Annotated in this window: 19 protein-coding genes; 13 read left to right on the top strand and 6 right to left on the bottom strand. The window is 60.4% G+C overall.

Annotated elements, in window-relative coordinates; all coding sequences use genetic code 11:
- Nucleotides 1-70: 70 nt before the first annotated feature.
- The 4 genes from efeO (BK658_RS07085) to efeU are packed head-to-tail and all read right to left on the bottom strand — an operon-like array spanning nt 71 to nt 4305.
- A complete protein-coding gene (gene efeO / locus BK658_RS07085; RefSeq protein WP_123581685.1) occupies nt 71-895 on the bottom strand; it encodes an iron uptake system protein EfeO in 825 nt (274 codons plus the stop codon).
- A gap of 34 nt (nt 896-929) precedes the next feature.
- Entirely contained in the window at nt 930-2228 is a 1299-nt protein-coding gene (gene efeB / locus BK658_RS07080; RefSeq protein WP_123581684.1) for an iron uptake transporter deferrochelatase/peroxidase subunit, read from the bottom strand.
- A gap of 17 nt (nt 2229-2245) precedes the next feature.
- Entirely contained in the window at nt 2246-3445 is a 1200-nt protein-coding gene (efeO, locus tag BK658_RS07075; protein WP_123581683.1) for an iron uptake system protein EfeO, read from the bottom strand.
- Between the two features lie 8 nt (nt 3446-3453).
- Nucleotides 3454-4305, bottom strand: a complete 852-nt coding sequence (gene efeU / locus BK658_RS07070; RefSeq protein WP_123581682.1) for an iron uptake transporter permease EfeU — start codon at nt 4303-4305, stop codon at nt 3454-3456.
- 225 nt (nt 4306-4530) lie between these two features.
- Here efeU and BK658_RS07065 point away from each other — a divergent pair, with 225 nt between their 5' ends.
- From BK658_RS07065 to BK658_RS07035, 6 genes are all read left to right on the top strand, one after another.
- Nucleotides 4531-5547 carry an AraC family transcriptional regulator gene (locus tag BK658_RS07065; protein WP_123581681.1) on the top strand — a complete coding sequence of 339 codons (1017 nt, stop codon included), beginning with the start codon at nt 4531-4533 and terminating at the stop codon, nt 5545-5547.
- 249 nt (nt 5548-5796) lie between these two features.
- Nucleotides 5797-7461 carry an AMP-binding protein gene (locus tag BK658_RS07060; RefSeq protein ID WP_123581680.1) on the top strand — a complete coding sequence of 555 codons (1665 nt, stop codon included), beginning with the start codon at nt 5797-5799 and terminating at the stop codon, nt 7459-7461.
- A 16-nt stretch (nt 7462-7477) separates the two neighbouring features.
- Nucleotides 7478-8239 (top strand): SDR family NAD(P)-dependent oxidoreductase, encoded by a 762-nt coding sequence (locus tag BK658_RS07055; RefSeq protein WP_123581679.1) that lies wholly within the window; start codon nt 7478-7480, stop codon nt 8237-8239.
- Nucleotides 8240-8251: 12 nt separating this feature from the next.
- A complete protein-coding gene (locus tag BK658_RS07050; RefSeq protein WP_123581678.1) occupies nt 8252-9445 on the top strand; it encodes an acetyl-CoA C-acyltransferase in 1194 nt (397 codons plus the stop codon).
- Between the two features lie 155 nt (nt 9446-9600).
- Nucleotides 9601-10728 carry an acyl-CoA dehydrogenase gene (locus BK658_RS07040; RefSeq protein ID WP_123581677.1) on the top strand — a complete coding sequence of 376 codons (1128 nt, stop codon included), beginning with the start codon at nt 9601-9603 and terminating at the stop codon, nt 10726-10728.
- Between the two features lie 13 nt (nt 10729-10741).
- A complete protein-coding gene (locus BK658_RS07035) occupies nt 10742-11515 on the top strand; it encodes an enoyl-CoA hydratase (protein ID WP_103316480.1) in 774 nt (257 codons plus the stop codon).
- A gap of 137 nt (nt 11516-11652) precedes the next feature.
- On the opposite strand, the gene BK658_RS07030 is transcribed toward BK658_RS07035, so the two are convergent.
- Both BK658_RS07030 and BK658_RS07025 read right to left on the bottom strand, forming a co-directional pair.
- A complete protein-coding gene (locus BK658_RS07030) occupies nt 11653-12804 on the bottom strand; it encodes an acyl-CoA dehydrogenase family protein (RefSeq protein WP_123581676.1) in 1152 nt (383 codons plus the stop codon).
- A gap of 3 nt (nt 12805-12807) precedes the next feature.
- Nucleotides 12808-13914: an enoyl-CoA hydratase/isomerase family protein gene (locus BK658_RS07025; protein ID WP_123581675.1), complete on the bottom strand. Its 1107-nt coding sequence runs from the start codon at nt 13912-13914 to the stop codon at nt 12808-12810.
- Nucleotides 13915-14372: 458 nt separating this feature from the next.
- On the opposite strand from BK658_RS07025, the gene BK658_RS07020 reads away from it, so the two are divergent.
- From BK658_RS07020 to astA, 7 genes are all read left to right on the top strand, one after another.
- On the top strand, nt 14373-15152 hold the full coding sequence (locus BK658_RS07020; RefSeq protein WP_123581674.1) for a transporter substrate-binding domain-containing protein: 780 nt from the start codon (nt 14373-14375) through the stop codon (nt 15150-15152).
- 39 nt (nt 15153-15191) lie between these two features.
- Nucleotides 15192-15953 carry an ABC transporter permease gene (locus BK658_RS07015; protein WP_054597485.1) on the top strand — a complete coding sequence of 254 codons (762 nt, stop codon included), beginning with the start codon at nt 15192-15194 and terminating at the stop codon, nt 15951-15953.
- Nucleotides 15950-16660, top strand: coding sequence for an ABC transporter permease (locus BK658_RS07010; RefSeq protein ID WP_123581673.1), 711 nt, complete (start codon nt 15950-15952; stop codon nt 16658-16660). The genes BK658_RS07015 and BK658_RS07010 overlap by 4 nt, the downstream gene beginning before the upstream one ends.
- Nucleotides 16661-16736: 76 nt before the next feature.
- The gene (locus BK658_RS07005) at nt 16737-17498 is read left to right on the top strand and encodes an ABC transporter ATP-binding protein (RefSeq protein ID WP_123581672.1); all 762 of its coding nucleotides are present in this window, start codon (nt 16737-16739) and stop codon (nt 17496-17498) included.
- 12 nt (nt 17499-17510) lie between these two features.
- Complete coding sequence (locus tag BK658_RS07000; protein ID WP_054597482.1) at nt 17511-17987, top strand: Lrp/AsnC family transcriptional regulator; 477 nt, start codon at nt 17511-17513, stop codon at nt 17985-17987.
- 303 nt (nt 17988-18290) lie between these two features.
- Nucleotides 18291-19226, top strand: coding sequence for a citrulline utilization hydrolase CtlX (gene ctlX, locus BK658_RS06990; protein ID WP_123581670.1), 936 nt, complete (start codon nt 18291-18293; stop codon nt 19224-19226).
- A complete protein-coding gene (gene astA, locus BK658_RS06985; RefSeq protein WP_123581669.1) occupies nt 19226-20260 on the top strand; it encodes an arginine N-succinyltransferase in 1035 nt (344 codons plus the stop codon). Before ctlX ends, astA begins: the two co-directional genes overlap by 1 nt.
- Nucleotides 20261-20263: the final 3 nt, after the last annotated feature.

The raw sequence follows: 20263 nt of genomic DNA, 5'->3' as shown, positions 1-20263 counted from the left end.
CCATGGCGGCATTCCCACGCGGGAGCGTGGGAACGATCAAAGATGTGTGGATACCTATGCCGCGATGACGTTAGTTCAGACCCAGTTTCCCACGCAGGGTCGACAAGTCTTCCGCCAGGGTGTTGACCGGGCCGACCAGCGCCTTGCGATCGTTTTCCTTGACCTTGTCGTAGGTCTCGAAACCGCCGCCAGCGGTTTTGTACTTGGCCAGAATCGTGTTCACGCTGGCGAAGTTCTTGTCGACTTTGGCGACGAAGGCCTTGTCCTGTTTCTCGAGCTGCGGACGGAACAGGTCAACGATTTTCTTCGCACCGTCGATGTTGCCCTGGAAGTCATACAGGTCGGTGTGGCTGTAGCGGTCTTCTTCGCCGGAGATCTTGGTGGCAGCGACTTCTTCGAGCAATGTGGCAGCACCGCCCACGACTTTTTCCGGTGGGAAGGTCAGGCCGGCAACGCGGGTTTGCAGGTCTTTGACGTTGTTATTCAGCCCATCGGCCAGATCACCAAGGCCCTCGGTGGTTTTCTCGGAGAACAGGCTGTATTCGATTCGGTGGAAACCGGTGAAGTCTTCAGCCTTGACGCCTTTTTCGTGGTCATTGACGCGCGAGTCGATGGACGCATCGAGGTCACTGAACAGCTCGGCAATCGGCTCGATCGACTCGTAGTAAACACGGGTGGGCGCATAGAGTTCTTGAGCGGTGGCCAGGTCACCTTTTTTCACCGCGTCGGTGAACTGCCGGGTGTGACTGGCAAACCCGTCGAGCTGCTCGGTGACGTAGATTTTGTAATCCGAGATCGGCCCCACCAGATCCAGCGGCGCTGTGGTGGCGAAAGCCGAGAGTGGAGCGTGGAGTAAGCCAAGGGCAACCAGCAAAGCGAGAGGCGACTTCTTCATGGGACTTTTCCGTGGGTTTGTTGTGTTCAGGGGGTTAAGCCGTGGCTTTCGGTTGAGTAGCATCGAGCAATGAGCGACCGATGAAATCCTTGTCGCCGGTTACGCCCGGCAAGGTGAAGAAATAGCCGCCGCCGATGGGCTTGAGGTATTCCTCCAGAGGTTCACCGTTGAGTCGGGTTTGCACGGTGATGAAGCCGTTGTGCAGATCGGCCTGGTAGCAGATGAACAGCAAGCCCATTTCCAGCTGACCGTTTTTGCTCACGCCGTTGGAATAGTTGAACGGCCGACGCAGGATCAGATTGGCTTGGGTCGCGGCAGTGCGCGGGTTGGCCAGACGGATGTGTGCGTCCATTTTGGTCAGCTTGCCGTGAGGGTCTTTGGCGTAGTCAGGGACCTGGCTTTCATGGCTACCGCCGATGGGCGCGCCGGTACTTTTGACCCGACCGAGAATGCTTTCCTGTTCTTGCAGTGGCGTGCGATCCCAACGCTCGACGAGGTTGCGGATAATCCGCACCGCCTGATAGCTGCCATTGGCCGCCCAGGCCGGCTCATCGCTGCCCGGTTGAACCCAGACAATCTGCTCCATGGTTTTCTTGTCGTTGGAATCGGGGTTGGCCGAGCCGTCACGAAAGCCAAGGAAGTTGCGCGCACTCTGCGCAGGTGTTCCAGGCTTTGCCGGCGCTTGCGGCGGCACGCTGCCTTCCTGTTTCCAGCGCACCAACAGCAGGTCCGGCAGGTTCTTCACGATGTCGCGCAAGGCGTGAATATTGGTGTCGGCGGTGTTGGCGCAGAACTGCAGGCTCAGGTCGCCGTGGCAGAGCTCGGGTTGCAGTGCATCGTTGGGGAAGCCGACCATGCGGATCAATCGCTTGGGCTTGGCGCTGGCCAGGCCGAAACGCTCGTCGAACAGCGATTCACCCACCGAAACGGTGATGGTCAGGTTGTCGGGTGTCACCACCGGGCCAAGAATTCCCGAGTCCATAGGTGGGAACTTCGGGTCGACCTGAGCCACTGGGCCGCCGGTCATCAGGAACGCAATGCGCTGGTTCAGCGTGCGAAACAACCGCTCGAGGTCTTCGCGGTCGGTGGCCAATACGTCGAACGACACCAGCATGCCGCACGCCGGGCGCGGCGTGACGATGCCGGTCTGGTGCTGGCCATGGAAGTCATGGCGATCCTGGGTTTTGTCGCTGTTCGGTGCTTCAGTGACTTGCGCCGGGCTGGCGGCCATGGCCGGGCAGCTCAACGTGCTGCCCGCCAACGCGACACCGGCGGCGCCCATGCCCAACAGTACGCGGCGACGCTGGGCATTGATCTGATCTAAATCATTCATCTGAATTTTTCTTCTGCTTATAGGCCGGAGAGGCCAAGGGCGGGATCGATTCCATCGAGTGCATCGGCCAGAGCCTTGGCCTTGTCGGCGATTCGGGCGCGCTGATCGGCACCGACGCTGTCGTAACTGCTGTAGCCGTCCTTCACGCGCAAGCCGTTGAGTTCGGCATCGAGAGCGTTAGTGGCCGTGTCCAGTCGAGTCAGTAACGCGGCGGCAGGCTTGGTCAGTAATGGACGCAACAGATCGACCACTTTGCGGGTGACGTCCAGGTTGGCGGCGAAACCATTAAGGTCGATGTGGCTGTAACGTTCTTCTTCACCGCTGCTGGCGCGTACATCGGCCATGTTGCGGAGATTGCGGGCGACGATGCTCACCAGTTGCTCGGGCGGCAGCGATTGAGCCAACAATTGCTGTTTGAGTTCGGTGACATCGGCGACCAGACGCTGGGCGACCGGCGCCAGACCGTCGATTTTTCGTTGCTGAAACAGCGCGTACTCGAGGCGGTGGAAGCCGACGAACTGCGGATCCTGTTCGCGCTTTTCAAAGTAATCGGCACGAGCGTTGATGACCTTGTCCAGCTCCGCCAGGCGTTGAGCCGCCGGGGCGATGCGTTGATAGGCAGCGCGGGCCGGCACGTACAGCGCCTGGGCCTGGCTCAGGTCACCGGCGTCGATTGCCTGTTGCAACGCGGTGACAGCGTTGATCAGTGCGGTGCCCTGACTGCTCAGGTAAACCCGAAACTCCGACAACGGGCCGATAAACGCCACCATCGACGGACGTGCCTGGGCCGCAGCATCCGATGCGGCGGTAGGTGTCACATGCAGCGTGCCGCGCGGATTGCTGAGCAAGCCGCAGGTAATCGCATAATCACCCGGCAGCAGGTTGGCGGTGATCACCTGGCTCAGGCCGGGGGCGATGTTTTCCCGTTCTTCAAGCACCAGCACGCCATCGAGGATCTCCCATTCAACGGCGCGATCCGAGTGGTTGACGATGCGAAAACTGCTGTGGCCCGCCGGAACGGTCAGCGCATTCGGCTCGCAGCTGTGCGGATTAATCGTGACGGTGATCTCGTCATGATTGGTCTGGCGCTTGGCCGCGGCCATTTGCGACGCGTAGTAGAACAACCCGCCGGCGGCGATCATCACGATCACCGAACCGGCCACCGCCCAGCGCAGGGCGCGGGGAGGCGAGGTCTGAAGAGGGGCCTGGTTTGACATGAATGCCCTTAATGGCTGGAAACGGAAGAGGGTGGCGTGGCGGCTGGTCTGGCTGGCGCGCTAGCCGGGAGGAAGAACATCACCAGCGCGACCAGCAGATAAATCAGGTAGGCGCCCAGGGTGCTGACAGTCGGTGCATCCTGATAACCGAACATGCCGGCCAGCACCGAACCCAACGGGCCATCCATCGGCAGGGTTGCGCTGAAATCGAAGAGCACGGTTTGCAGGTGATTCCACAGCCCGGCTTCATGCAGTGCCCGCACCGAGCTTGCGAGAATGCCGGCTGCCACCACCAGAATGAACAGCCCGGTCCAGCGGAAGAACGCCGACAGGTTCAGGCGCATGCTGCCGCTGTAGATGAGGAAGCCGATGACCATCGACAGCAGCAGGCCGAGCAGGGCACCGATCGGCGCCCCCGGGCCTTCGCTTTGCTGGAATACCGCGAGCAGGAAGAACACGGTTTCCAGGCCTTCGCGGGCAACCGCGAAAAACACCATGGCGATCAGCGCGGTGACCTGGTGTTTGGAGCCGGCCAGCGCGTGATCGAGGGAAACGTGCAGCGAATGCTTGATCGAGCGCGCGACCTTGCGCATCCAGAACACCATGGAGCTCAAAACCGCGACGGCGATCAGGCCGATTACGCCCTCGAAGAGTTCCTGTTGTTTTTGCGGGAATTCAGCGCTGACCAACTCCAGGCCACCGCCCACCAGCAGGGCCAGTGCGACGGCGAGGAAGACCCCGATCCACATGGCGGGCATCCATTGGCCGCGCCCGGTTTGCTTGAGATAACTGGCAATGATGCCGACGATTAACGCCGCTTCAACGCCTTCGCGCAGCATGATTAGAAAGGGAACCAGCATTCAGCACCGCGTCAGCTATAGAGTGGAAGCTAATTTGTAACATAATGATACTCATTACTAAATAGAGATGATTAGCATTTGTCTGAACGGCAGCTGAACAAGTCAAAAGATCGCAGGCTGCGCCAGCTCCTGCAGAGGTACGCATTTCTGCGATCTTTTGATCTTAAGAAATCAATGCCTGCGCTAAGATGGCCGACAAACAAAAAACAGGGTTCACCACGTTCAATGTCGGAAAAAGACACCATCTCCATTCATCTGGTGCGCGAAGCACTGCTGCAAAGCTGCGAGTCGAGCGCGGTCAGCATTGAAGTCTTGCTCAAGGTCGGGATTGAACCGCGTTTGCTCAGCTTGGCTGATGCGCGTGTTCCGGCCACGGCCTACGCACGGCTGTGGCGACTGTTGGCGCGGCGCATGGACGATGAGTTCTTTGGCATGGACCCGCGCCGGTTGAAATCCGGCAGCCTGGAGTTTCTCTGTCGTTGCGCCATGGCCCAGCCGACGTTGGCAGCGGGGTTGACGGCCGGGCTGGGGTTTCTGTCGTTAATGCTGGAGCGCATGCCGGCGCAGCTGGTTCATCAGCAAAGCCTGGCAGAAATCGTCCTGCTCGAAGACGACCAGGAACCGCGTCGCGCCTTCACTTATTTCACCTACTGGATGATCGTCCATGGCGTTGCCTGCTGGCTGGCGGGACGACGGATACCGATTCTGGCCATCGAACTGCGCTGCCCGGAACCGGACTTCTACGATGACTATAAGGTGATGTTCTCCGAAAACCTGCGCTTCGATCGACCGCGTACACGGATGATTTTCTCGGCGGATTGCCTGGATCTGCCGATCAAGCGCAGCAGCGACGAGCTCAAGCGCTTTTTGGCCCATGCGCCGGCCAATATCCTGGTCAAGTATCGCGATCCGCAAAGCCTCGCCAGCCGGATCAAACATGATTTTCGGCAACTGCCCGCCGAACAGTGGCCGGAAACCGACAGCCTGGCGCAACGCCTGTGCATCTCCGCTTCGACGCTGCGTCGACGCTTGGCAGAAGAAGGGCAGACCTATCAAGGCTTGAAGGACAGCGTGCGCAAGGAACTGGCGATTGTCTGGCTGGCAGAACCTTCGATCAGTTTCGCCGAGATCGCCACGCGGCTCGGGTTTGCCGATGCCAGTTCGTTCTACAAGGCGTTTCGCAAGTGGTCGGGGTCCAATCCGGGGCATTACCGCAGTTTGATCCTCAACGAAGCCCATTGATCCAGATCCAGCGTTGATGCGTCTGGCCTCATCGCGAGCAGGCTCGCTCCCACAGGGGAACGCGTTCCAAAGGTGGGAGCGAGCTTGCTCGCGATGGGGCCCATCCAGACACTACATCTGTTGAACCTTGGCCAAACCAGTCACGCAACTTGAAAGCTTTGACCATTGTCTCGCGCGGCCCGCGGAGCGAGTATTTCCTGGATTTTTACGGTTCCCCCAACCCAATAAAAATACAGAGGGATTCTGGCAATGCGCGATTACCTGTCTGCAACTTCACAGTTCAACTATCAGCACACCGTCGAGGCGGCGCTCAACGGCTCGTTGACGGCACTCAACGCCTGCGTTGAATGCTGCGACCGCCATGCGTTGCCGGGGCGCATTGCCTTGTTCTGGGAGGGACGCGACGGTTCCAGCGCCACGTACACCTTCAGCGATCTGCAGGACAAAGCTGCGCGCTTTGCCAATTTCCTGCTGGCTCAAGGCGTGAAAAAGGGCGACAAGGTCGCCGGCCTGTTGCCACGCAATGTCGAATTGCTGATTGTGGTCTTCGCCACCTGGCGGATTGGCGCGGTCTACCAGCCGCTGTTTACCGCCTTCGGCCCGAAAGCCATTGAACACCGCCTCAACAGTTCCGGCGCCGCGGTGGTGGTGACCGACGCGGTCAATCGTCCAAAGCTCAATGACGTTGCCGACTGCCCGACCATTGTCACTGTCGGCGGCCCGAAAGGTCAGGGCATCGTGCGTGGCGATTTCAGTTTCTGGGCCGAACTGCCCAACTATTCCACCCAATGTGAACCGCTGCTGCTGAGCGGCGAAGACCCGTTCCTGCTGATGTTCACCTCGGGCACCACCGGCCCGTCGAAAGCCCTGTCGGTGCCGCTCAAGGCGATCGTCGCGTTCCAGAGCTACACCCGTGATGCAGTGGACCTTCGCCCTGAAGATGCATTCTGGAACGTCGCCGATCCGGGCTGGGCTTATGGCATCTACTTTGGTGTGACCGGACCATTGTCCATGGGCCATCCGATCACCTTTTACGATGGCCCGTTCACTCTTGAAAGCACCTGCCGGGTGATCAACAAATACGGCATCACCAACCTCACCGGTTCACCGACCGCGTACCGCTTGCTGATCGCCGGCGGCGATGAGTTCGCCCGTTCGATCAAAGGCAAACTGCGGATTGTCAGCAGCGCCGGCGAACCGTTGAACCCGGAAGTGATCCGCTGGTTCGCCGACAACCTCGGCGTGGTGATCCACGACCATTACGGCCAGACCGAACTCGGCATGGTGCTGTGTAACCACCATGGCCTTGAACATCCGGTGCATGTCGGTGCGGCAGGATTTGCCTCGCCCGGCCACCGGATCGTGGTGCTGGATGAGGCCTATAACGAACTGTCGGTCGGTCAGCCGGGGATTCTTGCCATCGATCGCACGCAATCGCCGATGTGCTGGTTTGCCGGTTACGAAGGTGCGCCGACCAAGGCTTTCGTCGGCAACTATTACCTGAGTGGCGATACCGTCGAGCTGAATCCGGACGGCAGCATCAGCTTCGTTGGCCGCAGCGATGATGTGATCACCACCTCTGGCTATCGGGTCGGCCCGTTCGACGTGGAGAGTGCGTTGATCGAGCACCCGGCAGTCGTCGAGGCGGCCGTGATCGGCAAACCGGATCCGGAACGCACCGAACTGGTGAAAGCCTTCGTTGTGCTCAGCGCGCAGTACCGTGCTTCGCCCGAGCTTGTCGAGGAGTTGCGTCAGCACGTGCGTAAACGTCTGGCAGCGCACTCATACCCGCGTGAAATCGAATTTGTCAGCGAATTGCCGAAAACCCCAAGCGGCAAATTGCAGCGCTTTATCTTGCGCAACCAGGAAATCGCCAAGGCTCAAGAGGCCACGGCGAAGAACGTTTCAGCTTGAATCCAAGGAAACAATGATGCAGATCGAAAACAAGGTTTTTCTCGTCACCGGTGGTGCGTCGGGCCTGGGCGCGGCCACGGCTGAAATGCTCGTGGGCGCCGGTGCCAAAGTCATGCTGGTGGACTTGAATGCCGAAGCCGTCGCCGTTCAGGCAAAACGGCTCGGCGCGCACTGCGTCGTCGCGGACATCAGTCAGGAAGCGGCGGCAGAGGCAGCGGTGCAGGCAGCAGTCGCAGCCTTTGGCGGTCTGCACGGGCTGGTCAACTGTGCCGGCGTGGTCCGTGGCGAGAAGATCCTCGGCAAGAACGGCCCGCACGCGTTGGCCAGTTTCAGCCAGGTAATCAACGTCAACCTGATCGGTAGCTTCAACATGCTGCGCCTGGCAGCTGCAGCGATTGCCGAAACCGAAGCCAATGAAGGCGGTGAGCGCGGGGTGATCATCAACACCGCCTCGGTGGCGGCCTTCGACGGTCAGATCGGCCAGGCCGCCTACGCTGCTTCCAAAGGCGCGATTGCCAGCCTGACCTTACCTGCCGCCCGTGAGCTGGCGCGCTTCGGCATCCGGGTGATGACCATTGCCCCAGGCATCTTCGAAACGCCGATGATGGCCGGCATGACCCAGGAAGTCCGCGACTCGCTGGCCGCGGGTGTGCCGTTCCCGCCACGCTTGGGTAAACCGGTTGAGTACGCCGCGCTGGTCAGGCATATCATAGAAAACAGCATGCTCAACGGCGAGGTGATCCGTCTCGACGGTGCCTTGCGTATGGCCGCCAAATAAGGAGTATTTGTCATGACTATGTCCCACGATCCAATCGTTATCGTCAGCGCCGTCCGCACCCCGATGGGTGGTTTTCAAGGTGAACTGAAAAGCCTCACCGCACCACAACTGGGGGCTGCCGCGATCCGCGCCGCTGTCGAGCGCGCCGGTGTGGCTGCCGATGCAGTAGAAGAAGTGCTGTTTGGTTGCGTGCTGTCCGCTGGCCTCGGCCAGGCCCCGGCCCGCCAGGCTGCATTGGGCGCGGGGTTGGACAAATCGACCCGTTGCACCACCCTGAACAAAATGTGCGGTTCGGGCATGGAAGCCACCATCCTGGCCCACGACATGTTGTTGGCCGGCAGTGCCGACGTGGTGGTCGCCGGCGGGATGGAAAGCATGTCCAACGCACCTTACTTGCTGGACCGCGCTCGCAGCGGCTACCGCATGGGCCACGGCAAGGTGCTCGACCACATGTTCCTCGACGGTCTGGAGGACGCCTACGACAAGGGCCGCCTGATGGGCACCTTCGCCGAGGACTGCGCCGAGGCCAACGGCTTCACGCGTGAAGCGCAAGATGAGTTCGCAATCGCTTCGACCACCCGCGCGCAACAGGCGATCAAGGACGGCAGCTTCAACACCGAAATCGTTCCGCTGCAGGTCATGGTCGGTAAAGAGCAAAAGCTCATCACCGATGACGAACAACCACCGAAAGCCAAACTGGACAAGATCGCCAGCCTGAAACCGGCGTTCCGTGACGGCGGCACTGTGACGGCGGCCAACTCCAGTTCGATTTCCGACGGCGCGGCGGCGCTGTTGCTGATGCGTCGTTCAGAAGCCGAAAAACGTGGCCTGAAACCGCTGGCGGTGATCCACGGTCACGCAGCCTTCGCTGATACGCCAGGTCTGTTCCCGGTGGCACCGGTGGGCGCGATCAAGAAACTGCTGAAGAAAACCGGCTGGTTGCTGGATGAAGTCGAGTTGTTCGAAGTCAACGAAGCCTTCGCGGTGGTCAGCCTGGTGACCATGACCAAGCTGGAAATCCCCCACAGCAAGGTCAACGTCCACGGCGGCGCCTGTGCGCTGGGCCACCCGATCGGCGCCTCGGGTGCGCGGATCCTCGTGACCTTGCTCTCGGCCCTACGCCAGAAAGGCCTGAAACGCGGCGTCGCAGCGATCTGCATCGGCGGCGGTGAAGCCACGGCCATGGCCGTTGAATGCCTGTATTAAGGTCAACGCCAATCCCTGTGGGAGCGAGCCTGCTCGCGATGGCTGACTCACATTCAACATTCCTGTTGAATGACACACCGCTATCGCGAGCAGGCTCGCTCCCACAGGTCCTGCGTTTTAACTGAGTACCAAGGTTTGATTTTTAAGGACTTGGCATGTTACCGACTGACGAACAACTACAGATCAGCGACGCGGCCCGGCAATTTGCCCAGGAACGGCTCAAGCCGTTCGCCGCCGAGTGGGATCGCGAGCACCGCTTTCCCAAGGAAGCCATCGGCGAGATGGCCGAGTTGGGCTTCTTCGGCATGCTGGTGCCGGAGGAGTGGGGCGGTTGCGATACCGGTTACCTGGCGTACGCCATGGCCCTGGAAGAAATCGCCGCCGGTGATGGCGCCTGCTCGACCATCATGAGCGTGCACAACTCGGTGGGTTGCGTGCCGATCCTCAAGTTCGGCAACGACCAGCAGAAAGAACAGTTCCTCAAGCCGTTAGCCAGTGGCGCCATGCTCGGGGCGTTCGCGCTGACCGAGCCGCAGGCTGGTTCCGACGCCAGCAGCTTGAAAACCCGTGCCCGCCTGAACGGCGATCACTATGTGCTCAACGGCTGCAAGCAGTTCATTACTTCCGGGCAAAACGCCGGGGTGGTGATCGTCTTCGCGGTCACCGACCCGAGCGCCAGCAAACGCGGGATCAGCGCCTTTATCGTGCCGACCGATTCACCGGGCTACAAGGTTGCGCGGGTTGAAGACAAGCTCGGCCAGCACGCCTCGGACACCTGCCAAATCCTCTTTGAAGACGTTAAGGTGCCGGTGGCCAATCGTCTGGGCGAGGAGGGCGAAGGCTACAAAATCGCCCTGGCCAACCTTGAAGGCGGACGCGTCGGGATTGCTTCGCAATCGGTGGGCATGGCCCGTGCGGCATTCGAAGCCGCCCGCGATTACGCCCGTGAACGCGAGAGTTTCGGCAAGGCGATCATCGAGCATCAGGCGGTAGCCTTCCGTTTGGCCGACATGGCCACGCAAATCGCTGTCGCCCGGCAGATGGTGCATTACGCCGCCGCCCTGCGTGACAGCGGCAAACCGGCGCTGGTGGAAGCCTCGATGGCCAAGCTGTTCGCCTCGGAAATGGCCGAAAAGGTCTGCTCGATGGCGTTGCAAACGCTCGGCGGTTACGGTTACCTGAGCGACTTCCCGCTGGAGCGGATCTACCGCGACGTGCGGGTTTGTCAGATCTATGAAGGCACCAGCGATATTCAGCGCATGGTCATTTCGCGCAATCTTTGAGAAGGAACGTTGCATGAGCTACGAAACGATTTTGTTGGAAGTCCAGGGTCGCGTGGGTCTGATCACCCTCAACCGCCCGCAAGCCCTGAATGCCTTGAACGCGCAGATCGTCAGCGAGTTGAATCACGCGCTGGACGGCCTGGAAGCCAACCCGGAAATCGGCTGCATCGTGCTGACCGGCTCGAAAAAGGCCTTTGCCGCCGGTGCCGACATCAAGGAAATGGCCGAGCTGACTTATCCGCAGATCTACCTCGACGACCTGTTCAGCGACAGTGACCGGGTGGCCAACCGACGCAAGCCGATCATCGCCGCTGTCGCCGGTTTCGCCCTGGGCGGTGGTTGTGAGCTGGCGCTGATGTGCGACTTCATTCTGGCTGGCGATAACGCCAAATTTGGCCAGCCGGAAATCAACCTCGGCGTGCTGCCGGGCATGGGCGGCACCCAGCGCCTGACACGCGCCGTGGGCAAGGCCAAAGCCATGGAAATGTGCCTTAGCGGCCGTTTGATCGACGCGGTGGAAGCAGAGCGCTGCGGCATCGTTGCGCGCATCGTGCCGGTGGATGAGCTGCTGGATGAGGCACTGAAGGTTGCAGCACTGATCGCCAAGAAGTCCTTGCCGATTGCGATGATGGTCAAGGAAAGCGTCAACCGCGCCTTTGAAGTCAGCCTGTCCGAAGGCGTGCGCTTTGAACGCCGGGTGTTCCATGCGGCGTTTGCCACACAGGATCAGAAAGAAGGCATGGCGGCGTTTATTGCCAAGCGCGAGGCGCAGTTCCAAGGTAAGTAACCCCTCACAACGCCCCCCGCGACTCTCGTTCCCACGCTCTGCGTGGGAATGCATCCTGTGACGCTCTGCGTCACGCCTGCGAAGGGACGCGGAGCGTCCCGGGCGGCATTCCCACGCAGAGCGTGGGAACGATCTTCTTAGATCAGGTAGTTCTTGAGCTCTCGCGCAATCACCATCCGCTGAATCTCGCTTGAGCCTTCGTAAATCTGCGTGATCCGCGCATCGCGGTAATAGCGTTCCACCGGATAGTCTTCCAGATAGCCGTAGCCGCCGTGAATCTGTATCGCGGACGAGCAGACCTTCTCAGCCATCTCCGAGGCAAACAGCTTGGCCTGCGAGGCTTCCGACAGGCATGGCTTGCCAGCGCTGCGCAATCGCGCGGCATGCAGGATCAGCAAGCGCGCAGCATTCAGCCTGGTGTGCATGTCGGCCAGCATGTTGGCGACGCTCTGGTGCTCGATGATCGGTTTGTCGAACTGCACCCGGTCACGGGCGTAGGCCAGCGCTGCTTCGAAAGCTGCACGGGCGATGCCCAGCGCTTGCGCGGCGATGCCGATACGGCCGCCTTCAAGGTTGGACAAGGCAATCGCCAGACCTTTGCCGCGTTCACCCAGCAGATTGGCTTCGGGGATCGTGCAGTTGTTCAGCGTCACCGCGCAGGTGTCGGAAGCGCGGATGCCCATCTTGTGTTCGCTACGGTCAACGATAAAACCCGGGGTATTGGTCGGCACCAGAAACGCCGACAAACCTTTCTTGCCCAGGTCCGGATCGGTAACGGCAAACACAATCGCCAGTTTTGCCCGTCGACCGTTGCTGACGAACTGCTTGGCGCCATTGATCACCCACTGGCCGTCGCGCAGTTCGGCGCGGGTACGCAGGTTGTGCGCTTCGGACCCGGCCTGCGGCTCGGTCAGGCAGAAGCAGCCGATGGCCTGACCGCTGGCCAGATCCGCCAGCCAGGTCTGTTTCTGTTCTTCAGTGCCATAGTTGAGAACCGGCCCGCAGCCCACCGAGTTGTGGATGCTCATCAAGGCACCGGTGGCGCCGTCGCCGGCAGAAATCTCTTCCACCGCCAGCGCGTAGGCCACGTAGTCGACGTAAGTGCCGCCCCATTCCTCGGGAACCACCATGCCGAGCAAACCCAGTTCGCCCATCTTGGCCACCAGCGCATCATCGATCCAGCCGGCTTTTTCCCAGGCCTGGGCGTGAGGGGCGATTTCGCCGCGGGCAAAGTCCCGGGCCATGTCGCGGATCATCACTTGTTCTTCGGTCAATTCGATATCGTGCATGGCTCAGCTCCCGCTCTGGTCAAAACCGCTGAAGAAGCTCGCAACGTGTTTGGCGTCCAGCGCCTGCACGGTCGGAGGGTTCCAGCGTGGGCTCTTGTCTTTGTCGATCAGCAAGGCGCGGACGCCTTCGATCAGGTCGCCGCGTTCAAACCACTGGCGATCGAGGTGCAGTTCGAGGGCGAAGCAATTTTCCAGGCTCATCTGACGGCCGCGACGCAGCATCTCTAACGTTACACCCATGGCCAGCGGTGAACGACTGTCGAGCACATCGGCAGTGGTCATTGCCCAGTCGTGGCTGTCGGCAATCCTAACGCTGCGCAGTTGCTCGACAATGCTCGGCACATCCGGCAGGGCGAAGAAGTGGTCGATCGCTGGCCGCAGTGCCTGCAACGGTGCGTCGGGCAATTGCTGTACCGCGAGTTTCGCCAGCACGCCTTGCAAGTCCTTGAGCGGGGTGTCGTGCCACTGGAGGCTGTCGAGGCGTTGATCCAGCTCGGCGAGTTTTTGGCTTTCGAGGTACCAATCCGCCAACCCGCAATACAGCGCATCGGCGGCGCGGATCTGTACGCCGCTGACGCCGAGGTAGATGCCCAGCTCGCCGGGAATGCGTGGCAGGAAGTAGCTGCCGCCAACGTCCGGGAAGTAACCGATGGCCACTTCCGGCATTGCCAGGCGGCTGCGTTCGGTGACCACTCGCAGGTCTGCGCCTTGTACCAGGCCCATGCCGCCGCCGAGGACGAAACCGTCCATCAACGCCAGTACCGGTTTGCGGTAATGGTGGATCGCCAGGTCGAGGGCGTATTCCTCGACGAAGAAGTCTTCATGCAGGGTGCCCCCGCTTTTGAAACTGTCGTACAGCGAACGGATATCGCCGCCGGCGCAGAAGGCTTTTTCGCCAGCACCGCGCAACACCACGGCGTGGATGTGCGGGTCTTTCGACCAGGCATCGAGTTGTCGGTGCAGGCTGCGGACCATGTCCAGGGTAATGGCGTTGAGGCCGGCGGGGCGATTGAGGGTCAGGTGGCCAATGTGGTTGCGGACCTCGGCCAGCACGTCGTTGGCGGTGGCATCAATGCCGTGGGTCGCCTGGGATGAAACCTGAGCAGTCATCACTAACTCCCTGCTTTTATTGTTCTTTATAGAAGTGTTCGCGCGCGAACGATGCCGGATCGTAACAGTGCAAATTTGCGATGTACAACCGTGATAGATGCAGGTCCGGTCTGCATTTTTGTAACACCCGCACGCTAATTCATCGCATAAACGCCCCAATAGGGCATTCACGACAGAATCGGCTGTGAAAATGCCGACATCAGCACAAGCGAGCTGTCTGCGACGGCCCTTTCGACACCTCGGCACAATCGTCTGTTGGCATTCTGGCCTTCCATTCGAAGCCGTCTGCACCAAGGGTTTCAGGGTGGGGTGTGGCCGGCCTTTGGCGGTGCACCGAACACAAATAATAAGAACGCTGCTGCGGCACAAGCCGCATCGACTCTCTGTTCCTGCCCATAAAGGCGCCCAGGCATTCGTGCCCGGTCGCGATAATTCCAATCAAATCGGGACTTATGAAGATGAAAACCCAATGGCTGACTTTGCCTGTCCTCGCATTGCTGTTCTGCTCGGCCGGCGCTAGCGCCAAAGAGTGGACTGAACTGCGCTTCGGCACCAACCCAAGCTACCCGCCGTTTGAGTCGACCACCGCCGACGGTGGCGTACAAGGCTTTGGCGTAGACCTGGGCAACGCGATCTGCGCCGAACTGAAGCTCAAATGTGTGTGGGTCAGCAATGACTTCGACGGGCTGATTCCTGCGCTCAAGGCCGGCAAGTTCGACGCCATCGAGTCGTCGATGACCGTCACCGACGCACGCAAGAAGCAGATCGATTTTACCGACCGTCTGTATGCAGGCCCGACTGCCATCGTCACCCGCAAGGATTCGGGGCTTGAGCCCACCGCCGAGTCGCTCAAGGGCAAGACCATTGGTTTCATGCAAGGCACCATTCAGGAAACCTATGCCAGGGCCAAGCTGGCGCCGGGCGGGGTGAAACTGCGCGCCTATCAGAATCAGGATCAGGTCTACGCCGATCTGGTTTACGGCCGCCTCGACGCCTCGATTCAGGACAAACTGCAAGCGCAGATGAGCTTCCTGACATCGCCACAAGGCGCCCCTTTCAAGAACAGCGAAGGCATCAGTGATCCGCTGGTGCCGGCGGACATTGCCATCGGTGTGCGCAAGGACAACGACGAGCTCAAAGGCATGTTGAATACCGCCATCAAGTCCCTGCACGAGAAGGGCATCTACGCGCAGATCCAGAAGAAATACTTCGGCGATCTGGACCTCTACAACAACTGATCAGCGCACCTGAGGCGTTGGGCCGTGGTTCACGACCCAATGCCTCGCTGTGGTGCTTCAAGACAGGTGACTTGCGTGAATACCTTCCTCAATGCTCTGGGCCTGGATCTCTCGGCCCTGCAAGGCTATGGCCCACTGTTGCTGCACGGCACCTGGGTGACCCTGAAACTCTCGGCGCTGTCGCTGCTGGTCAGCATGCTGCTGGGCCTGCTCGGTGCGGCGGCCAAGCTTTCGCCGCTGCGGCTGCTGAACCTGCCGGCAACCTTTTACACCACGCTGATTCGCGGTGTACCGGACCTGGTGTTGATGCTGCTGATCTTCTACAGCCTGCAAGGCTGGTTGAGCAGCCTGACCGAATTCATGCAATGGCCGTACATGGAAATCGACCCGTTCGTGGCCGGTATCGTGACCCTGGGTTTTATCTACGGCGCGTATTTCACCGAGACCTTTCGTGGCGCGATCCTCAGTGTCCCTCGGGGGCAACAGGAGGCCGGTGCGTCGTTTGGCCTGAGCCGTTGGCAGCGGTTTTACTGCGTGGTGTTCCCGCAGATGATGCGCTTTGCCTTGCCGAGCCTGGGCAACAACTGGCTGGTGCTGCTCAAGGCCACGGCACTGGTGTCGATCATCGGCTTGTCGGACCTGGTCAAGGTCGCGCAGGAGGCCGGCAAAAGCACCTTCAACATGCTGGATTTTCTGTTGCTGGCGGCAGCGCTGTACCTGCTGATCACCAGCGCTTCGAACTATGTTTTGCGCGTGCTTGAACGGCGCTACAACCAGGGCGTGCGGGGGATGACGCGATGATCGAATTGATCTCCGAATACTGGAAACCTTTCCTGTTCAGTGACGGTTACAACTTCACCGGTTTGGCCATGACTTTATGGCTGCTGGTGGTGAGCATCGTGCTCGGGTTCTGCCTGTCGCTGCCCCTGGCGGTCATGCGCACGTCCGGTTGGGGCCTGCTGCGCTGGACGGTGCAGGTGTTCACCTACGTGTTTCGTGGCACGCCGTTGTACATCCAGTTGCTGATTTGCTACAGCGGGATCTACGGCATCGCCGTGGTCCGCGCGCAGCCGCTGCTTGAAGCATTCTTTCGCGATGCGATGAATTGCACCTTGCTGGCGTTCACCCTCAACACCTGCGCCTACACCGTGGAAATCTTCGCCGGGGCGATCCGCAGCATTCCCTACGGTGAAATCGAGGCGGCCCATGCCTATGGCCTGAGTGGCTGGCGTTTGTACGTGAAGTTGATTCTGCCCTCGGCGTTGCGTCGGGCACTGCCTTACTACAGCAACGAAGTCATCCTGATGCTGCACGCCACGTCGGTGGCGTTCACCGCAACCATTCCGGACATCCTCAAGGTCGCCCGGGACGCCAATGCCGCGACGTTCATGACCTTCCAGGCATTCGGTATCGCCGGGCTGCTGTACCTCGCGCTGTCATTTGGCCTGGTGGGCGCATTCCGCCTGGCGGAACGGCGCTGGTTGAGTTTCCTCGGGCCGGCTCACTGAGATCTGGAGCCGGCTTTTTTCCTCTTTCTTTCTGTCCAGAACGCTGTCGCCAACGGCAGCGCTCCAGGAGTGTTGCATGTACAAACTGACCGTTGAAAATCTGTATAAACGCTTTGGTGACAACGAAGTGCTCAAGGGCGTCTCGTTGAATGCCCGCGCCGGTGATGTCGTGAGCATGATTGGTGCCAGTGGCTCCGGTAAAAGCACTATGCTGCGGTGTATCAACTTCCTTGAGCGGGCGGATGACGGCGCCATCGAGCTGGACGGCGAGCGGATTGTCACCCGTCAGGCGCCCGGTGGCATGCGGGTTGCCAACCCGGCGCAGTTGCAGCGCTTGCGCACGCGACTGGCGATGGTGTTTCAGCACTTCAACCTGTGGAGTCATCTGACGGTGCTGGAGAACATCATGCTGGCGCCGTGCAAAGTCCTGGGTGTCAGCCGCAAGGACGCTGAAGTCAGCGCCCGGGCCTACCTGGACAAGGTCGGTCTGCCGCAACGCGTGGCCGAGCAGTACCCGGCATTCCTGTCCGGCGGCCAGCAGCAACGGGTGGCAATTGCCCGGGCGTTGGCGGTGGAACCGCAGATTCTCTTGTTCGACGAGCCGACCTCGGCCCTCGACCCGGAGTTGGTGGGTGAAGTATTGAAGGTGATTCAGGCCTTGGCTGAAGAAGGCCGGACCATGTTGATGGTGACCCACGAAATGGGCTTTGCCCGGCAGGTGTCCAGCCAGGTGCTGTTCCTGCATCAAGGCCGGGTCGAGGAGCAGGGCGATGCAACGATTCTCGACCAGCCAAAAAGCGAGCGTTTGCAGCAATTTTTATCAGGCCGTTTGAAGTGAGGCAAGGCGTACATGGCGGACATCCGCGATATGTCGATCGTGCTTGATCGAATCGATCAGGCAATTATTGAGGTGCTGCGCCACGAAGGGCGCATCACCTATCAGAAGCTTTCCGAGCGCGTGCACCTGACGCCAAGGCCATGCCTTGAGCGGGTGCGCAAGCTCGAACAGCTCGGCGTCATTCGTGGCTACGGGGCGATTCTCGACGAGAAAAAACTGACCCCCGGTCTGTCGTTGCTGGTGCTGGTGGCACTCTCGAACCAGAGCGGACGCGCCGCGCAGAAAGCCTTCGAAGCCAAAGTCCGTGCCTGTCCGCAGGTGCTGGAGTGCCAATTGATCAGCGGCGCCTTCGACTACAGCCTGCGGATGCGCTGTCGCGACATGGAACACTACCGGGTATTGACCGAAGTCTGGTTCGACGACCCGGACCTGCACATCGACAAACTGGTCAGCCACCCTGAGCTGGCGATGGTCAAAACCTCGACGTAATCACCCGACTCTTCTCGTTCCCACGCAGACGCTTATGATCGTTCCCACGCTCTGCGTGGGAATGCAGCCCGTGACGCTCCGCGTCACTTCAACGGCGGACGCAGAGCGTCCAATGAGGCGTTCCCACGCAGAGCGTGGGAACGATCTATCAGCGATTTCAGACGATTTATCACGCTCACCAAATCGGCTGCAAGCCACCCCGTTTTCAGCCATTTCCAGCACCAACTCCCTCCTTATCAGCCGGGTTTTTCCGGCGCTGAATCAGACAATGAGCACCTCTCAACCCTCATTGATTCTGTGCCCATGCAAACCACCAATACCGTTTTGATGATTCGCCCGACACGTTTCTCCTTCAACCAGGACACGGCCGCCAACAACCGTTTCCAGCGTCCGGCGGCTGCAGCCGAAGACGTACAACTCAAGGCCCTGCAAGAGTTCGACGGCTATGTTGCCGCCCTGCGTGAGCACGGCGTTGAAGTCATGGTGCACAACGACAGTGAAGCACCGCACACCCCGGACTCGATCTTTCCGAACAATTGGTGGAGCAGCCATCCCGACGGCACGCTCGTGCTGTACCCGATGCAGGGCCATAACCGGCGCCTGGAGCGCGACAAAGGTGTACTCGACTGGCTGCGCGATGGCTACCGGGTCGAGCAATTGCTTGACCTCTCCGGCCTTGAGCAGCAGGAAGTGTTCCTTGAAGGCACTGGCAGCATGGTCCTCGATCGTGAACAGCGCATCTGTTACGCCGGGTATTCGACCCGCACCCACGCGAAGGCGCTGGATCAGGTGGTTGAGCACCTCGGTTATGAGCTCTGCGCGTTCAACGCGGTGGACCGTCACGGTGTGCCGATCTATCACACCAACGTGATGATGAGCGTCGGTACGCAACTGGCAGTGGTCTGCCTGGAATCGGTCAGCGACCTGGACGAACGCAATGCACTGCGCTCTCGTCTCGAGCGCAGCGGCAAGCAAGTCTTGACCCTGAGCTTCGATCAGCTGGAGTCGTTCGCCGGCAACATGCTTGAAGTGCACAACGCCGCTGGCGAGCCGTTGCTGGTGATGTCGCGTACGGCCTGGCGGTCGCTGCATGCCGACCAGCGCCGAATGGTCGAAGCGTACGCCAAACCTCTACCGGTAAACATTGACACCATCGAGCGGATTGGCGGCGGCAGTGCGCGCTGCATGCTCGCGGAAGTCTATCTGCCTAAACGCGTGAGCCCACAGGAGCAGCATTGATGATCGTCCGTCCTGCAACAATGAATGACCTGCCGGCGTTGCTGGCACTGGCCCACAGCGCCGGCACCGGCTTGACCACCTTGCCGGCCGATGCCGGGCGTTTGCGGCAGCGCCTGGAATGGGCTGAAAAAACCTTCGCCGGTGAAGCCGAACGTGGCGATGCCGATTACCTGTTTGTGCTGGAGGCCGACAACGGTGAAGCCGTCGGTATCTGCGCCCTGGCTGGCGCGGTTGGGCTGCGTGAGCCTTGGTACAACTACCGGATGGGGCTGTTTGTCGCCGCCTCGAAAAATCTCGGGATCAACCAGCAACTGCCGACGCTGTTTCTCGGCAATGACATGACCGGGCAATCGGAACTCTGTTCACTGTTTCTGCACGCTGGGCATCGCAGCGGTTTGAATGGTCGCTTGCTGTCCAAGGCGCGGTTTCTGTTTCTCGCCGAGTTCCGCCAGTACTTTGGTGACAAGGTGATCGCCGAGATGCGTGGTTACTCGGACGAAGAGGGCGTCTCGCCGTTCTGGGAAGGACTGGGTCGGCACTTCTTCAAAATGGACTTCGCCGACGCCGACTACCTCACCGGACTGGGCAACAAGACCTTCATTGCCGAGCTGATGCCGAAGTTCCCGCTGCCGACCTGCCTGCTGCCCGAGGCTGCGCGGGCAACGATCGGCCGGGTTCATCCCAACACCGAACCGGCGTTGGGGATGCTCAAGGCCGAAGGTTTCGAGCACAAGGACTACATCGACATCTTTGACGGCGGCCCGTTGATCGAGTGCGCCACCGGCGACATTCGCGCAGTGCGTGACAGCCAGGTATTGCAGCTGAGCATCGGCACGCCGGGAGAGCAGGCGGCGGTCTATCTGATTCACAACCGCCAGTTCGCCGATTGCCGGATTACTGCGGCACCGGCGCGGGTCGCCGCCGGAACCTTGATTGTCGATGCCCACACCGCCAAGGCACTGGGGTTGACGGCCGGTGCTTCGGTGCGGGCCGTCAGCCTGGCCGTGCCGGCGCGACAGCAGTCGGCGGCCTAGTGG

The organism is Pseudomonas brassicacearum (assembly GCF_003732175.1).
GTDB lineage: Bacteria > Pseudomonadota > Gammaproteobacteria > Pseudomonadales > Pseudomonadaceae > Aquipseudomonas > Aquipseudomonas brassicacearum_G.
Note: the sequence above shows the minus strand (reverse complement) of the source record. Positions and strands in the feature narration are given on the sequence as shown.

Coding starts and splice junctions, on each gene's coding strand:
- efeO (WP_123581685.1), bottom strand. CDS start 895: ATGAAGAAGTCGCCTCTCGCTTTGCTGGTTGCCCTTGGCTTACTCCAC.
- efeB (WP_123581684.1), bottom strand. CDS start 2,228: ATGAATGATTTAGATCAGATCAATGCCCAGCGTCGCCGCGTACTGTTG.
- efeO (WP_123581683.1), bottom strand. CDS start 3,445: ATGTCAAACCAGGCCCCTCTTCAGACCTCGCCTCCCCGCGCCCTGCGC.
- efeU (WP_123581682.1), bottom strand. CDS start 4,305: ATGCTGGTTCCCTTTCTAATCATGCTGCGCGAAGGCGTTGAAGCGGCG.
- BK658_RS07065 (WP_123581681.1), top strand. CDS start 4,531: ATGTCGGAAAAAGACACCATCTCCATTCATCTGGTGCGCGAAGCACTG.
- BK658_RS07060 (WP_123581680.1), top strand. CDS start 5,797: ATGCGCGATTACCTGTCTGCAACTTCACAGTTCAACTATCAGCACACC.
- BK658_RS07055 (WP_123581679.1), top strand. CDS start 7,478: ATGCAGATCGAAAACAAGGTTTTTCTCGTCACCGGTGGTGCGTCGGGC.
- BK658_RS07050 (WP_123581678.1), top strand. CDS start 8,252: ATGACTATGTCCCACGATCCAATCGTTATCGTCAGCGCCGTCCGCACC.
- BK658_RS07040 (WP_123581677.1), top strand. CDS start 9,601: ATGTTACCGACTGACGAACAACTACAGATCAGCGACGCGGCCCGGCAA.
- BK658_RS07035 (WP_103316480.1), top strand. CDS start 10,742: ATGAGCTACGAAACGATTTTGTTGGAAGTCCAGGGTCGCGTGGGTCTG.
- BK658_RS07030 (WP_123581676.1), bottom strand. CDS start 12,804: ATGCACGATATCGAATTGACCGAAGAACAAGTGATGATCCGCGACATG.
- BK658_RS07025 (WP_123581675.1), bottom strand. CDS start 13,914: ATGACTGCTCAGGTTTCATCCCAGGCGACCCACGGCATTGATGCCACC.
- BK658_RS07020 (WP_123581674.1), top strand. CDS start 14,373: ATGAAAACCCAATGGCTGACTTTGCCTGTCCTCGCATTGCTGTTCTGC.
- BK658_RS07015 (WP_054597485.1), top strand. CDS start 15,192: ATGCCTCGCTGTGGTGCTTCAAGACAGGTGACTTGCGTGAATACCTTC.
- BK658_RS07010 (WP_123581673.1), top strand. CDS start 15,950: ATGATCGAATTGATCTCCGAATACTGGAAACCTTTCCTGTTCAGTGAC.
- BK658_RS07005 (WP_123581672.1), top strand. CDS start 16,737: ATGTACAAACTGACCGTTGAAAATCTGTATAAACGCTTTGGTGACAAC.
- BK658_RS07000 (WP_054597482.1), top strand. CDS start 17,511: ATGGCGGACATCCGCGATATGTCGATCGTGCTTGATCGAATCGATCAG.
- ctlX (WP_123581670.1), top strand. CDS start 18,291: ATGCAAACCACCAATACCGTTTTGATGATTCGCCCGACACGTTTCTCC.
- astA (WP_123581669.1), top strand. CDS start 19,226: ATGATCGTCCGTCCTGCAACAATGAATGACCTGCCGGCGTTGCTGGCA.